Here is a 12,553-nt window from a genome sequence, read left to right as displayed (position 1 = left end):
CCCGGACGCGTGCAAGGAGTAAAGGTGACGCTGGTCGACAACGGTGTGTATGTGGACGGCAGGCGCACGGACAGCCCTGCCAGCCTGGACGAGACGTTCGAGATCATGCGCGAGCGTGCGGGCATGGCCTGGATCGGCTTCTACCGGCCGGAGATCGACAGCATCCGGATGGTCGCGCAGGAATTCGGGCTGCACGAACTCGCCGTCGAGGACGCGCTTTCCGGCCACCAGCGGGCCAAGCTGGAGCGCTACGGCGACACCCTCTTTGTGGTGCTCCGGCCCGCCCGGTACCTGGACGACGTGGAGATGGTCGAGTTCGGCGAGCTGCATGTGTTCGCCGGCCCGGACTTCGTGGTGACCATCCGGCATGCCGAGTCCCCCCAGCTGGCGCAGGTGCGGCGGCGCCTGGAACAGACCCCGGGCCTGCTGGCCCTCGGTCCGCAGGCGGTGCTCTATGCGATCCTGGACCAGGTGGTGGACGAGTATGCGCCGGTGGTGGCGGGGCTGGAAAACGATATCGACGAGATCGAGGATGAGCTCTTCCACGGGGAGCCGGAAGTCTCCCGCCGCATCTACCAGCTTCACCGCGAGGTCATGGAGTTCCAGCGGGCCACCCAGCCCCTAAACGAGATGCTCGCGTCGCTGGCCCGCGGAGCGGACAAATACGGGCTGCCGCTGGAACTGCAGCAGCGCCTGCGCGACGTGCACGACCACGTGCTGCGCATCGTGGACCGCGCCAACGGCTTCCGCGCCCTGCTGCAGAACGCCCTGGCCGTCAATGCCACCCTGGTGGCCCAGCGCCAGAACGAGGACATGAAGCGGATTTCCTCCTGGGCTGCCATCCTCTTCGCGCCCACCCTGGTGGGCGCCGTCTACGGGATGAATTTCGAGGACATGCCCGAACTGCGCTGGGTCTGGGGCTACCCGTTCGCGCTGGCGCTGATGGCGGCCATCGCCGTCGGGCTCTACATGGCCTTCAAGCGCAACAAATGGCTGTGAACCAGCCGGTGGGCCGGCCTTGGCTGCGGGCGGGACCGGCGGCCCCGCCCGCAAGCTGCCTCAGGGCCGGCTGGTGGTGATGTCCTTGGTCCGGTGGTCATAGCGGAACGTGACCGGGCCGCCGGGATGGTGCAGCTCGTGGTTGCTGCCGTTGGGCTGGCCAAAGGCACCGTAGTTCTCGTCCCAGGAGCGGTTCAGGGCCGCCTTGAAGCTGTAGAAGCCGGCGGGCAGGTCCACGGTCAGCTTCCAGAGCTGGTCTGCCGGGTCGAGCCGCATCTGGACCTCGTCGAACTTTGGCTGCCAGTCCTCGGGGCAGCCCATCAGCGTTCCAAAATCGCCGGCCAGCGCGACGGCCTCCGGCTGCGGGTAGGCCGCCTCCTCGGGAGCCGCGGGCAGTCCGGCCGCGGCGGCCCCGGCCGTGCCGTCTTCCGTGCCTTCTTCACTGCCTTTTCCGGTGCTGTCGGCCGTTGTCCGGTCCGGTTCGGCTGACTCTGCCTGTTCGACGGCGTCCACCAGCTGCACGGTCTCCACCAGGACTGCGGCGGCCTCGGCCGGAGCCTGCTCCGGCAGCGGGGTGCCGGCCGGCACGGGGGTGCCCTCGGCCAGGGCGGTGGCCAGGGAGACGGCATCGGGGAAGGCCACGGTCGCCCGCAGCCCCTCCTCGGTGATGCTCCAGCCGCCCCGGCCCTTGACCAGCCAGCCGGCCTTGACCAGCCTGGTGGTGGCGGCGGTCAGGGTCTTGTGGCCGCGGGGTACACCTCCGGAGAGCAGTTCGCTTTCCTGGGCATTCAGCGGGAACAGCCCAATGGCCTCGGCCAGCACGGCGCTGCCGCCCACTTTCGTTTCCTGCCCCGCCCGGGCCAGGCTGTCCAGCACGGCTTTGAGCCGTCTTGCGTTGTTCTCCTGAGCGTTAGCGCTCACAGTGCACCTCCGGTCACTTACGATGTGACAGCAGTCTTCCATCCTGGCGTGAACATCGCATGTCTTTGCGGGTAATTACGGCGTTTCATGGCCTTGTGTTGCGCACCAAGGCCATGTTCGGCTAAGGGGCTGCCGGCCGGTCAGCTCCGGACGGTATCCGCAGCTGCCGCCGCGGTGGCGGCCGCCTTCTGCCGGTAGACGCTGAGGAACACCCCGATGCGGCGCACCGCCTCCTCGATGTCTTCCGCGGACGGGAGGATGACGAAGCGGAAGTGGTCCGGCGTCGGCCAGTGGAAGGCGGTGCCGTGGGAGATGAGGATTTTCTGGTCCTGGAGCAGGTCCAGGACAAACTGCTCATCGTTGGTGAACGGGTAGACCTGCGGGTCCAGCCGGGGAAAGAGGTACATCGCCCCGGCGGCCGGGACGCAGCTGACGCCGGGGATCTGGTTCAGCAGCCGGCAGGCCAGATCCCGCTGCTCGCGCAGCCGGCCGCCGGGCTTCACCAGGTCCTCGATGCTCTGGTAGCCGCCCAGCGATGTCTGGATGGCATGCTGGGCAGGCACATTGGCGCACAGCCGCAGCGATGCCAGCAGTTCCAAGGATTCCCGGTAGCCCGCCGTAGCCGTGCGCGGGCCACTGACCGCCACCCAGCCGGCGCGGTAGCCGGGCATCCGGTAGGCCTTGGACAGGCCGCTGAAGGTCAGCACCGGCAGGTCGGGGGCCACGGAGGCGGTGTGGATATGAACGGCGTCTTCGTAGAGGATCTTCTCGTAGATCTCGTCCGAGAAGAGCACCAGGTCGTGCCGGCGGGCGAGTTCGGCGAACTGTTCCAGGATGTGCCGCGGATAGACGGCACCGGTGGGATTGTTGGGATTGATGATCACGATCGCGCGGGTGCGGTCGGTGATCTTCGCTGCCACGTCAGCCATGTCCGGCCACCACTGGTTGTCCTCGTCGCAGAGGTAGTGCACGGCTTCGCCGCCCGAGAGGGTGACCGAAGCGGTCCAGAGCGGATAGTCCGGCGCCGGGATCAGCACCTGGTCCCCGTTTTCCAGGAACGCCTGCAGGGTCATGGAGATCATCTCGCTGACCCCGTTGCCCAGGAAGATGTCCTCCACGCCGATCTGCATCAGCCCGCGCGTCTGGTAGTACTGCGAGATTGCCGTGCGGGCCGAGAAGATCCCCTTGGAATCACTGTACCCCTGGGCCTCGCGCAGGTGGTGGATCATGTCCACCACGATGGACTCGGGGGCCTCGAGGCCGAACGGCGCCGGGTCGCCCAGATTCATGCGCAGGATCCGGTGGCCTTCGGCTTCCATTTTCTTGGCCGCCTGCAGGATGGGGCCGCGGAGTTCGTACCGGACGTTGTTGAGCTTGCTGGAGTACTGCATCGGGCGCATGGTCCATTTTTTCACACACCCGACGCGTCCCGGCGCAGGTCGGGACCGGTTCGTTGCGGCGGGCAGTGGCGGGACCACCGGCAGGTGATCAACGCGATCCTGTTCAAGCTGCGCACCGGGGCTCCCTGGCGGGACCTGCCCGAACGGTACGGGCCGTGGAAGACCGCCCACGAACGCCTGCGCAAGTGGACCCTGGACCCTGGACGGCACTTGGCAGAAAATCCTCGCCGAGGCAGTGGTCAAGGACGACGCCGTCGGGGAGGTCGAATGGATCCTGAGCATCGATTCGACCATTGTCCGGGCCCATCAGCATGCTGCCGGAGCCAGGAAAAAGGGGGGTGCAAACCCGCGGTCGAGGCCATCGCAGTGGACGGAGAAGGGATTGGGCGTTCCCGGGGCGGACTGAGTTCAAAGATCCACCTGGCCGTGGACGGTCGCGGCCTGCCCATGGACGTGATCCTGACACCCGGCCGGGACGGGGACAACCCGCAGGGATTCAGAGATTTCATCATGAAGGGCAACGTCATTGACCTTGCCACCGCCGTGATCATCGGTACGGCCTTCGGCGCCGTCATCAACGCGCTCGTCAAGAACGTCCTGATGCCATTCATCGCAGGACTGGTCGGGTCCCCCAACTTCGACAGCTTCGCGGCCTGGAACTTCAACGGCAACCTGGTCCAGTTCGGCGTCCTCTTGACCGCCATCGTCAACTTCCTGCTCATTGCCGCCGCCGTCTACTTCGTCATCATCGTTCCGATGAACCACCTCGTCGAACGCCGCAACCGCATGCTGGGCATCGCCAAGGAAGAGGAAGCCGTGGGTCCGCAGACCGCGCTGCTGACCGAAATCCGCGATTCCCTGCGAGCCGACCGGTAACCCGGGTCGGCTCATGCAGGAGACCTTCCCGCCGGCTGGAGGGTCTCCATTGACCCGGGCAGTCAGTCCTCTTCCTCGCTCATGTACATCCCCTCCTTGCCCGAGCGCGCCGGGGTCAGGACCTCCTCGTGGGCTGTGTAGGTGTGCTCTTCGCTAACCATTGCCTCGTTGAAGGGAGCTTGCCCGGAGAGGACCCTCTCGGCCTGGCCTCGGTCGAATTCCTGCGTCCACGCTCCAACGAGCACCGTGGCGACGGCGTTTCCGGTGAAGTTGGTCAGCGCCCGGGCCTCGGACATGAACCGGTCAATCCCGACGATCAGTCCGACGCCTTCCACCAGGTCCGGCCGGTGCGACTGCAGGCCTGCCGCCAGCGTGGCCAACCCTGCGCCGCTGACACCGGCGGCGCCCTTGGACGCGATGATCATGAACACCAGCAGTGAGATCTGTTCGCCGATCTGCAAGGGCTTTCCCAGCGCCTCGGCGACAAACAGGGCCGCCATGGTCAGGTAAATGGCCGTACCGTCCAGATTGAAGGAGTAGCCGGTGGGCACCGTAATGCCGACCACCGACCGGTCCACGCCAAAGTGATCCATCTTGGCGATCAGCCGTGGCAGCGCCGCCTCCGATGATGACGTGGAGACGATCAGCAGGTATTCGCGTGCCAGATAGCGCATCAGCCGGAAAATATTGACCCCGGTGGCCAGCTTCAGCAGCGTCCCCAGGATCAGGACGATGAAGAGGATGCAGGTGACGTAGAAGGCGATCATCAAGGTGGCAAGGCTGATGATCGCGTCCATCCCGGTTTCACCGACGACGGCGGCAATCGCACCAAACGCGCCGATCGGCGCCAGCCACATGATCATGATCAGGATCCGGAACACCAGGCCCTGGATATAGCCGACGGCGGTCAGGATCGGCGCACCCGTCGGGCCCATCTTCTGCAGGGCGAAGCCCACGAGCAGTGCGATGAACAGGGTCTGCAGGATGTTGCCCTCGGTCAGCGAGGAAACCATCGTCGTCGGGATGATGCCCAGGATGAAGTCGACCGTTCCGCCTTCTCCTTCCGCCTCCGGGGCTTCGAATGCGCCCGTGCCGGAAAAGTCCAGTCCCGCGCCTGGTTGGATGATGTTGCCGACCACCAGTCCGATCGCCAGGGCAAACGTGGACATGAGCAGGAAGTACCCGAGCGCCAGCCCGCCGACCTTGCCGACTGTGGCGGCCTTGGCGATCGATCCGACGCCCAGCACGATGGTAGTGAAGATGACCGGCGCGATCATCATCTTGATCAGCGCGATGAAGGCCGTGCCGAGCGGCTTCAGGGCGACGGCCAGCTCAGGGGCCACGAAACCGAGGATCGCACCGAGGACCACGGCGGCAATGACCGCGATGTACAGGAAGTGGGTCCGGTCCTTTTTCGTGACAGAGCGGCCGTTCGGAGAAGGTTGTTCCGCGGGAAGCTGCGGAGTGGAAGACATAGGAAGCTCCTTTGTCCGAAGTGGTCCTCCTGATCCATTAAATTTCGCACCGCTCGAACCGCAGCACCATAGAACAGGGACAACAGCCTGTCGGCACAGGCGTCCCCGGCGTAAAACTGACCAGGTCAGCCGGCGCCGACCATGGGGGAGAGGCTGACGATGACGTAGCGTTCGCTGCGGCTGCTGAAGTGCCCGTTGCTGGCGGAGACTTCGTAGCGGCCGTAGCTTCCGTCGGTGTGCAGGAAGCGGACGATGACCGGAGCTCCGGTGGCGCTGCCCTCCTCGCCGACGGCGATGAAGCCGCGGAAATCGTCCGGGTGGATGGCATGGGGCAGGTATCCGTACAGTTGCAGCGTCAGTGTGGACATGGCCTCCAGCACCGGTGTCGGGGCGATGAATTCAAGCTGTCCGCCGACCCGGCGCGCAGCCATTGTGGCCTCCCGAAGCTCGAATTCCTTGGCCACCCTCTGCACTCCTGACGGCATTCCCGACGGCATCGGAAATCTCCTCGCCGGCTGGCCTCAAGTCCTCAATCACCTGCTGCCGCTCAAGGTCTTTTAGGGCCTTGAACCAAGCGTCCGTCAGGGCCAGGAATTTCGCCCGTAGGTGCGGATGTCCGCGTCCCAACGGCGCGGGACATCGGGCCAGGCCTTGTGCTCATCGTGCGGCCAGGCGGCGCCGGTACTGATCAGCGCGCCGACCACCACGAAAGCCCCGGCCAGCAGGCCCTGCCCCAGCCAGTCGGTTTCCGAGGCCGTCTCGACGGCCGGGCTGGTTGCCGCGGCGACCCAATCCATGGGGGAGAGGGTAGCAGCGCCGGCCCCGGCCGGGCAGGGGTGGTGAGGGTTTCAGGACATCCCGCACACATGAGGCTCATGATGCCCAGAGCCCGCCGGCATTGATGGACTACACCGGGCGCGGGCCCCGGCCGCACACCGTCCGCTACCAGGATGCCCCCGTCTGCGCCAAGGACCTGGCCCTGGCCGCCCCGGACGCGTTCACCGAACTCACTTGGCGGCACGGCACCAAGGCCGGCCCCGGCGACCTGGACGCGGCCATGACCGGACGGTTCGCCGCGTTCCGCGTCCGCCCGGCCAACCGCAACATCCCGCGGGACGGCTCCTAGTCCTCCGGCCGGGAGTTCTGCCGGGACCTCGCCCTGGCCAGGTCCCGGCTCAGGCGGCGGTTGTCCGCTTCCAGGCGCAGGACCATCTCGACGCCGGCCAGGTTCAGGCCCGCGCCGACCAGCTCCCCGATGCGCCGGAGCCGCTCGAGGTCGTCCTCGCTGTACCGGCGGGTGCCGCCGCTGGTCCGCTCGGGCTCGACCAGTCCCTTGCGTTCGTAGAGCCGCAGGGTCGGCTGCCCCATGCCGACCAGGTCGGCGGCGACGGAAATGCCGTAGACCCCGCGTGCGGAACGGGTGGATCCGGGGGTTTTCATGATGGCCTTCACCTCACTTTCCACTTGCATAAATCTTACACTTTGGATCTATAATATCTGCGTCAGCGAATATAGATTTCCTGACACTTGGCTTGGTAACGAAGAACTGAAGGAGGCAACCATGTTGATGCGCACTGATCCGTTCCGGGAGCTCGACCGGCTGACCCAGCAGGTCTTCGGAACCCCGTCCCGGCCTGCGGTGATGCCGATGGACGCCTGGCGCGAGGGGGATGAATTCATCGTCGAATTCGACCTGCCCGGGGTCGACCCGGCGTCGATCGACCTGGATGTGGAGCGGAACGTGCTCACGGTCCGCGCCGAGCGGAAGGCCAGGGCTCCCGAGGGCGCCGAAATGCTCGCCGAGGAGCGGCCGGCCGGCACCTTCAGCCGCCAGCTGATCCTGGGTGACACGCTGGACACCGGCAACGTCAAGGCCAGCTACGACGCCGGCGTGCTGACCCTGCGGGTGCCTGTCGCCGAGCAGGCCAAGCCGCGCAAGATCGAGGTCGCTACCGGCGGCCAGCAGCAGCAAATCAACGCCTAGTTCCACCGGCCGGCTGCCCGCGGACCTGACAAAGGGGCCGCAGGCGGCCGGCAGCCGTGCGCCTTGTCCGGCAGGCCCGGCCCGCCGGGCAAGGCGGCGCAGCGAGGTCGGGAAAGGCAGGGGTCAGCGTGAACGGTCCACGTCCGGATCTGTACGCCGTCCTGCAGGTGGAGCGGACGGCCAGCCAGGAGGAGATCCGCCGTGCCTACCGCCGGCTGATGCGCAGCTTCCATCCGGACCTGCAGCCACAGCCGGGGGAAGGCGAGCCGGCCCCGGTGGCGGACCTGCACGCGGTCATGAAGGCCTACGAGGTGCTGGGGGATCCCGCGCGCCGCGCCGCCTATGACCGGGCGACAGCGCCCAAGCCGCCGCGCCGCGCGCCGTCGGACCCGCTGCTGCCGGACCGGCCGCCGGTGCAGGCCGGCGACACGGTCTGGATTTTCCCGCCGCGGCAGACGCGGCACGACCCGCTGCCCGATCTGAGGCAGCTGCTGGAGTACCTGCTGCGGGGCCGGTTCCCGTGGTGAGCGCGCCGCTGCCACCTGCACCCATGAGGTCCACCGGCTACGAGGTTCCACCGTCGAAAGGAGTCCGCCGTCATGCACGGCAACGGGCAAGGCGCCGCACACAGCAGCTGGCGCCGGTATGACTACAACCTGTTTCCCATTTTCCACGAACGTTTCGAGGAGCGTTGGGGCGAGGGCACTGCGCCGTTCCTGGACCCCAGCGTCTATGACGAAGAGCAGCCCAGGCCGCGCGCACAGTGGATCAACGTCGACACCGGCGCTGCCGTCGCCGTCGTGCCGGTGTGGCAGGATGACCGCAAGAACCGGTCCTTCGCCGTGTTCTACCTGCCGCCGGCGGGCGGCATCTGGGTCCTGCGCCCGGGCTTCACCCAGTACGTCGAATCCGGCGAGGAAACCGACGAGCAGCAGGCTGCCCTGCGCAACGATTCGTTCAAGAAAGCCGTGGCCCATGCCGAGGAATTCATCTTCGGCCCCGGGTCCTGACGGTATGCCGGCGGCCGGGCGGGATGAGGGCAGCGTTGCCCTCCCGCCCGGCCGTCCAATTTTTTGCTACATTTCCGGTAGGGCCCGCAAGCCGGCCCCCGGACGACGGTTCAGTACCCGGTGAGCGACAAGACTGGCCAAAGGATTCTCTCGTGGAATGGATCGTGTTGGTCCTGGCCGGTGTGCTCGAGGCTGTCTGGGCCACGGCGCTGGCAGCTTCCAACAACTTCCGCCGGCCCGGTCCGAGCATGGTTTTCGTGGCGGCAATGGCCGCCAGCATGGCCGGACTCGCCTACGCTATGACGGCCGTGCCGGTCGGAACGGCGTATGCGGTCTGGGTGGGGATCGGGGCGGTGCTGACCGCAGCCGTGGCCATGGCCACCGGGGCCGAGAAGGCATCGCTGCTCAAGGCGGCCCTGCTGGCCGGTATCGTCGGCTGCGTCGTCGGCCTCAAGGTGGTGGGTTAGGCCATGCACTGGACCGTGCTGCTGGCCAGCGCCGCCCTGGAGGCTGTCTGGGCCACCGCGCTGGGCATGTCCAACGGGTTCACCGAGCCTCTGCCCACTGCGGTGTTCTTCGCCGGCATGGTGTTGAGCATGGCAGGCCTGGGCTATGCCATGCGGGGCGTGCCGCTGGGTACTGCCTATGCGGTCTGGACGGGGCTGGGGGCAGTGCTCACGGTGGCCTGGTCCGTGCTGTCCGGCGGCGAGGAGGCCGGACCACTGAAGCTGCTCTTCCTGGCCGGGATCATTGCCTGTGTCATTGGACTGAAGTTCGCCGACGGCAAGCCGGACCAGGACTGACACACAGTCCGGTCCGCCGGTCACAACAGCCGCAGCAGGCCGGCGACGGCCCGGTTCATCCGCCGGTTCAGGCCGTTATTGACCAGCACCAGACCGTCGAAGTCCCCGGCCGAGGCGAAGACGGCAGCCGGCACCACGAAGGCCTGCAGGGCGGCGAACAGGGGACGCAGCTGGTGGTCGATCATCAGCAGGTGCCTGTCGCTGCCGCCGCTGGCCACCAGGAGCACCGGGGTCTCCGCCACGGCTCCCGGCTCCACGAAGTCGACGAAGTGCTTGAACAGGCCCGAGTACGAGCCCTGGTGCACCGGGCTGCCCGCAATGACTGCGTCCGCTGTTTCGAAGGCCCGCAGCCGGCCCAGCACCGCCGGTGCCAGCTCTTCCCGGGACAACGCCGAGGTGAAGCCCGGCCCCAGCTCGGCCACGCTGATCTCCTCACGGCTGACCGGGCGGTGCCGGCCCAGCTCCCGGACCGCCAGCTCCAGGAGCATGGTGGTTGCCGACGGCGGGAAATAGCTCCCGTCCAAGGTCGCCACCCGCAGGGAGCCTGCCCCGGCGGGCGCACCGGCGCTAGCCATGCATCGACGGCCCCCAGCCCAGGAAGGCCCCGCCGAACCAGGCCAGCACCGCCAGCGCCACCAGGGACGCCGCCGGCACGAACAGGGTCAGGGGCGGGTTCCGGCGCATCAGGTGCAGGCCGGCCACCAGCAGGACAATCCACACCAGCTGCAGCGCGAGCACACCGTAGAGCGGGGCGATCAGGCTGGCCGAAATATAGAACAGCGCGGAGCCGCCGTGCAGCAGCAGGCCGGCAACGCCCAGCATCACCGACCACCAGGGGTGCCCCGCCTGCCCCGTACCGGAGGATCCGCCGGAAAACGCCGAGGTTGCCATGCTGCCGTCCTGCGCTGTGGTTGCTGTGGCCGCGGACAGCGTGACAGCCCGCGGATCCGTAGGTTCCTAGGCTACGCCCGGCGGGCAAATCTGCACAGGTCCGGGCCGGGCCGCCGCCGGATCATGGACAGCCGCCCGCGCCCGGAGTAGCGTGGGCCCCGCGGGCCGCCGCTCGCCGCCGGATCCGCCGCAGCAGGCCTGTTTCTGCGGCGCGGCACAGGGTGTTTGAACCGGCAAGCAATTGCTTTATAAGCAAGCTTATGTTTTTCTGTCGAGCAGAAGGGTCAACTGCCACTCGACGGATAGGAAACAAACGGCTATGTCGCTTGTCACGAACCGCCAGGAAGCCGCCGGCAGCACCGGATTGGACTCGTTCCGCCGCGCCCGCCGGTGCCCGGGGGCCTTGCGCAAGGCGCTGGAGGAAGAACTGGTACTGGAGTACCTGGACATCGCCGAGGCTGCGGCCCGGCGGTATGAGGGCGCCGGACGCGACCTGGAGGACCTGCGGCAGGTGGCCCGTCTCGGCCTGCTGAAGGCAGTGCGCAGTTTCGATCCGGAGCGGGGCACCCCGTTTCCGGCCTATGCCTCGCCCACGGTCGCGGGGGAGCTGAAGCGTTACCTGCGTGACAGTTGCTGGATGATCCGGCCGCCGCGCCGGGTGCAGGACCTGCGCACGGATCTGGCCAAGGCGGCCCCGCAGCTGGCCCAGCGGCTGGGCCGCGAGGCGACGGAGGCGGAACTGGCCGCCGAGCTAGGCGTCTCCCGCCAGGCGGTTGCCGAGGCGCTGGCCAGCCGGAACAGCCTGCGGCCGGATTCCCTCGAGGCGCCGCTGGAGGGCCGGGAACCGGCCGAATCCTTTGGCGGCTGGGACGGACGGCTGGAAGCGGTGGAGACCCGGGTGATGCTCCGGGCGGCCCTGCGCCAGCTCAGCGGGCGCGAACGGCGGCTGCTCTTCTACCGCTACTTCCACGAAGAGAGCCAGCAGCGGATCGGGGAGCGCCTGGGCATGACCCAGATGCAGGTCTCGCGGATGCTGGCGGCGGTCCTGGTCAAGCTCCAGGGGCACCTGCTCGGCGAACCTGCCGGTTCCGGCACTTCGTCCGCGGCCCGGTCAGCCTGAGGCAGCCGCCGGACCTCAGGACAGGCCCAGGCGTGCTGCCGCGGCCAGGACGTCGGCGGCCGTGACGGCCAGCAGCGCCGGATCCGGAACGGCGGAGAAGGTGTCCCCGACCCGGCGGCTTTCGTCCGTGAGCACAATGTGCGGTCCCGGCGGCGGGCCCCATTCGGCCACCGGCGCCGGCCCGAAGATCACCACCGAGGGGCGCCCGTAGGCGGTGGCCAGATGTGCCGCCCCGGTATCGGCGGAGACCACCAGTGCCGCGTCCGCGATCAGTGCGGCGAATTCGGCCAGCGGCTGCCGCCCGGCCACCACCGTGTCCGCAGCGAGCCCGGCCAGTCCGGCCACGGCCTCCGCGCGCGGCCGTTCGCCGCTGCTGCCGGTGAAGACCACGCGGTGGCCGGAGCGGGCGAGGGCCGAGGCCACGGCGGCGAAACGCTCGACCGGCCAGTGCCGGCTGCCGTAGGCGGCGCCGGGGTGGATGACGACGGCGCCGGGCATCGTGGTGGGCACCGCGGGCCGGTCGAGCCGGTAGTCGAGCGGGTCCGCCGCCACGCCGTGCCAGCGCAGCAGCCGGGTCCACCGGTCACGTTCGTGGATGCCGTGCTGCCACTCCGGGCCGTCCCAGCCCGGTGCCCGGTGCCCCAGGTAGGTCCTGGCCTGCAGCGCTTCCAGCCGCCCCCGGCTCTCGGGCCCGTTGCCGTGCAGGTTCACTGCCACGTCCACCTGGCCGGGGGCCCGGTCAATGGCCACGTCCAGCCCGTGGGTATCCAGCAGTTCATCCACCGAGCCCGTCAGCTGCACCACCGGCCGCAGCCACTGCTGGGCGGCATACACCAGGCGGTGTTCCGGGTACGCCCGGCGCAGCGCGCGCAGCGCGGGCACCGCCACCAGCAGGTCGCCCAGCTTCAGTGCGCGCAGGACGAGCAGTTCCGGCTGCCCCTTGCGGTGCAGTCCTTTCCTGTGGACCTCCACCCGGTTCCCCTTCCTCTGTTCCTGTGCGGTTTCCGGCCGGCTTCCATCCTGCCAGATGGCGGTCCGGCCCGGGCGGGCCGAAAGAAAATCGGCCCGGGATGT

The 12,553-nt window shown here is 68.1% G+C and carries 18 protein-coding genes, 1 pseudogene and 1 riboswitch; of the genes and pseudogenes, 10 read left to right on the top strand and 9 right to left on the bottom strand.

The annotated features are described in order from the left end of the window. The first annotated feature begins 24 nt into the window (after nucleotides 1-24). Complete coding sequence (gene corA / locus HGG74_RS06275) at nucleotides 25-999, top strand: magnesium/cobalt transporter CorA (RefSeq protein ID WP_168485506.1); 975 nt, start codon at nucleotides 25-27, stop codon at nucleotides 997-999. A gap of 60 nt (nucleotides 1,000-1,059) precedes the next feature. Here corA and HGG74_RS06270 read toward each other — a convergent pair whose 3' ends face one another. Continuing rightward, complete coding sequence (locus tag HGG74_RS06270; protein ID WP_168485505.1) at nucleotides 1,060-1,920, bottom strand: pullulanase X25 domain-containing protein; 861 nt, start codon at nucleotides 1,918-1,920, stop codon at nucleotides 1,060-1,062. 140 nt (nucleotides 1,921-2,060) lie between these two features. Continuing rightward, nucleotides 2,061-3,320 carry a pyridoxal phosphate-dependent aminotransferase gene (locus tag HGG74_RS06265; protein ID WP_168485504.1) on the bottom strand — a complete coding sequence of 420 codons (1,260 nt, stop codon included), beginning with the start codon at nucleotides 3,318-3,320 and terminating at the stop codon, nucleotides 2,061-2,063. On the opposite strand from HGG74_RS06265, the pseudogene HGG74_RS21425 reads away from it, so the two are divergent. Together HGG74_RS21425 and mscL are read left to right on the top strand one after the other, a co-directional pair. Further along, nucleotides 3,222-3,500 (top strand): annotated as a pseudogene (locus HGG74_RS21425) (transposase); the annotation flags it as partial. The gene HGG74_RS06265 and the pseudogene HGG74_RS21425 sit on opposite strands and share 99 nt — an antisense overlap. Before the next feature lie 267 nt (nucleotides 3,501-3,767). Further along, nucleotides 3,768-4,196, top strand: a complete 429-nt coding sequence (mscL, locus tag HGG74_RS21415; protein ID WP_168485646.1) for a large conductance mechanosensitive channel protein MscL — start codon at nucleotides 3,768-3,770, stop codon at nucleotides 4,194-4,196. A gap of 62 nt (nucleotides 4,197-4,258) precedes the next feature. Here mscL and HGG74_RS06255 read toward each other — a convergent pair whose 3' ends face one another. The 3 genes from HGG74_RS06255 to HGG74_RS06245 all read right to left on the bottom strand — a co-directional run bounded on the left by HGG74_RS06255 (nucleotide 4,259) and on the right by HGG74_RS06245 (nucleotide 6,468). Further along, nucleotides 4,259-5,671: a cation:dicarboxylate symporter family transporter gene (locus tag HGG74_RS06255; RefSeq protein WP_168485503.1), complete on the bottom strand. Its 1,413-nt coding sequence runs from the start codon at nucleotides 5,669-5,671 to the stop codon at nucleotides 4,259-4,261. Nucleotides 5,672-5,796: 125 nt separating this feature from the next. Continuing rightward, entirely contained in the window at nucleotides 5,797-6,135 is a 339-nt protein-coding gene (locus tag HGG74_RS06250) for a hypothetical protein (RefSeq protein ID WP_168485502.1), read from the bottom strand. 117 nt (nucleotides 6,136-6,252) lie between these two features. After that, nucleotides 6,253-6,468, bottom strand: coding sequence for a hypothetical protein (locus tag HGG74_RS06245; RefSeq protein WP_168485501.1), 216 nt, complete (start codon nucleotides 6,466-6,468; stop codon nucleotides 6,253-6,255). Nucleotides 6,469-6,572: 104 nt separating this feature from the next. Between HGG74_RS06245 and HGG74_RS06240 the strand changes: the two genes are divergently transcribed. Next, a complete protein-coding gene (locus tag HGG74_RS06240) occupies nucleotides 6,573-6,797 on the top strand; it encodes a hypothetical protein (RefSeq protein WP_168485500.1) in 225 nt (74 codons plus the stop codon). Here HGG74_RS06240 and HGG74_RS06235 read toward each other — a convergent pair. Then, nucleotides 6,794-7,111 (bottom strand): MerR family transcriptional regulator, encoded by a 318-nt coding sequence (locus tag HGG74_RS06235; RefSeq protein WP_168485499.1) that lies wholly within the window; start codon nucleotides 7,109-7,111, stop codon nucleotides 6,794-6,796. The genes HGG74_RS06240 and HGG74_RS06235 overlap by 4 nt on opposite strands. Before the next feature lie 121 nt (nucleotides 7,112-7,232). Here HGG74_RS06235 and HGG74_RS06230 point away from each other — a divergent pair, with 121 nt between their 5' ends. The 5 genes from HGG74_RS06230 to HGG74_RS06210 all read left to right on the top strand — a co-directional run bounded on the left by HGG74_RS06230 (nucleotide 7,233) and on the right by HGG74_RS06210 (nucleotide 9,468). After that, nucleotides 7,233-7,655, top strand: a complete 423-nt coding sequence (locus HGG74_RS06230; RefSeq protein WP_168485498.1) for an Hsp20/alpha crystallin family protein — start codon at nucleotides 7,233-7,235, stop codon at nucleotides 7,653-7,655. Between the two features lie 128 nt (nucleotides 7,656-7,783). Beyond that, nucleotides 7,784-8,182 (top strand): J domain-containing protein, encoded by a 399-nt coding sequence (locus HGG74_RS06225; protein WP_168485497.1) that lies wholly within the window; start codon nucleotides 7,784-7,786, stop codon nucleotides 8,180-8,182. A gap of 72 nt (nucleotides 8,183-8,254) precedes the next feature. Next, nucleotides 8,255-8,665: a hypothetical protein gene (locus tag HGG74_RS06220; RefSeq protein ID WP_168485496.1), complete on the top strand. Its 411-nt coding sequence runs from the start codon at nucleotides 8,255-8,257 to the stop codon at nucleotides 8,663-8,665. A 77-nt stretch (nucleotides 8,666-8,742) separates the two neighbouring features. Then, nucleotides 8,743-8,807, top strand: a riboswitch (guanidine-III (ykkC-III) riboswitch). Nucleotides 8,808-8,817: 10 nt separating this feature from the next. Next, nucleotides 8,818-9,132, top strand: coding sequence for a DMT family transporter (locus tag HGG74_RS06215; RefSeq protein WP_312856765.1), 315 nt, complete (start codon nucleotides 8,818-8,820; stop codon nucleotides 9,130-9,132). 3 nt (nucleotides 9,133-9,135) lie between these two features. Further along, nucleotides 9,136-9,468, top strand: a complete 333-nt coding sequence (locus tag HGG74_RS06210) for a DMT family transporter (protein WP_168485494.1) — start codon at nucleotides 9,136-9,138, stop codon at nucleotides 9,466-9,468. Nucleotides 9,469-9,488: 20 nt separating this feature from the next. Here HGG74_RS06210 and HGG74_RS06205 read toward each other — a convergent pair whose 3' ends face one another. Together HGG74_RS06205 and HGG74_RS06200 are read right to left on the bottom strand one after the other, a co-directional pair. Then, a complete protein-coding gene (locus HGG74_RS06205) occupies nucleotides 9,489-10,043 on the bottom strand; it encodes an NAD(P)H-dependent oxidoreductase (RefSeq protein ID WP_168485493.1) in 555 nt (184 codons plus the stop codon). After that, nucleotides 10,036-10,359: a hypothetical protein gene (locus HGG74_RS06200; RefSeq protein WP_168485492.1), complete on the bottom strand. Its 324-nt coding sequence runs from the start codon at nucleotides 10,357-10,359 to the stop codon at nucleotides 10,036-10,038. Before HGG74_RS06200 ends, HGG74_RS06205 begins: the two co-directional genes overlap by 8 nt. 319 nt (nucleotides 10,360-10,678) lie before the next feature. On the opposite strand from HGG74_RS06200, the gene HGG74_RS06195 reads away from it, so the two are divergent. Then, nucleotides 10,679-11,479, top strand: coding sequence for a sigma-70 family RNA polymerase sigma factor (locus tag HGG74_RS06195; protein ID WP_168485491.1), 801 nt, complete (start codon nucleotides 10,679-10,681; stop codon nucleotides 11,477-11,479). 15 nt (nucleotides 11,480-11,494) lie between these two features. Here the strand turns inward: HGG74_RS06195 and HGG74_RS06190 are convergent, their stop codons facing one another. Further along, entirely contained in the window at nucleotides 11,495-12,451 is a 957-nt protein-coding gene (locus tag HGG74_RS06190; RefSeq protein ID WP_312856764.1) for a glycosyltransferase family 9 protein, read from the bottom strand. Between the last annotated feature and the right edge of the window lie 102 nt (nucleotides 12,452-12,553).

The sequence above is a fragment of the Arthrobacter mobilis genome (assembly GCF_012395835.1).
Lineage (GTDB): Bacteria > Actinomycetota > Actinomycetes > Actinomycetales > Micrococcaceae > Crystallibacter > Crystallibacter mobilis.
This window is presented reverse-complemented; position numbering and strand designations above follow the sequence as displayed.

Bases quoted from the DNA above. Each gene is read 5' to 3' on its own strand.
- HGG74_RS06265 (WP_168485504.1), bottom strand. From the start codon at position 3,320: ATGCGCCCGATGCAGTACTCCAGCAAGCTCAACAACGTCCGGTACGAA.
- mscL (WP_168485646.1), top strand. From the start codon at position 3,768: ATGGACGTGATCCTGACACCCGGCCGGGACGGGGACAACCCGCAGGGA.
- HGG74_RS06255 (WP_168485503.1), bottom strand. From the start codon at position 5,671: ATGTCTTCCACTCCGCAGCTTCCCGCGGAACAACCTTCTCCGAACGGC.
- HGG74_RS06245 (WP_168485501.1), bottom strand. From the start codon at position 6,468: ATGGATTGGGTCGCCGCGGCAACCAGCCCGGCCGTCGAGACGGCCTCG.
- HGG74_RS06240 (WP_168485500.1), top strand. From the start codon at position 6,573: ATGGACTACACCGGGCGCGGGCCCCGGCCGCACACCGTCCGCTACCAG.
- HGG74_RS06235 (WP_168485499.1), bottom strand. From the start codon at position 7,111: ATGAAAACCCCCGGATCCACCCGTTCCGCACGCGGGGTCTACGGCATT.
- HGG74_RS06230 (WP_168485498.1), top strand. From the start codon at position 7,233: ATGTTGATGCGCACTGATCCGTTCCGGGAGCTCGACCGGCTGACCCAG.
- HGG74_RS06220 (WP_168485496.1), top strand. From the start codon at position 8,255: ATGCACGGCAACGGGCAAGGCGCCGCACACAGCAGCTGGCGCCGGTAT.
- HGG74_RS06210 (WP_168485494.1), top strand. From the start codon at position 9,136: ATGCACTGGACCGTGCTGCTGGCCAGCGCCGCCCTGGAGGCTGTCTGG.
- HGG74_RS06205 (WP_168485493.1), bottom strand. From the start codon at position 10,043: ATGGCTAGCGCCGGTGCGCCCGCCGGGGCAGGCTCCCTGCGGGTGGCG.
- HGG74_RS06200 (WP_168485492.1), bottom strand. From the start codon at position 10,359: ATGGCAACCTCGGCGTTTTCCGGCGGATCCTCCGGTACGGGGCAGGCG.
- HGG74_RS06195 (WP_168485491.1), top strand. From the start codon at position 10,679: ATGTCGCTTGTCACGAACCGCCAGGAAGCCGCCGGCAGCACCGGATTG.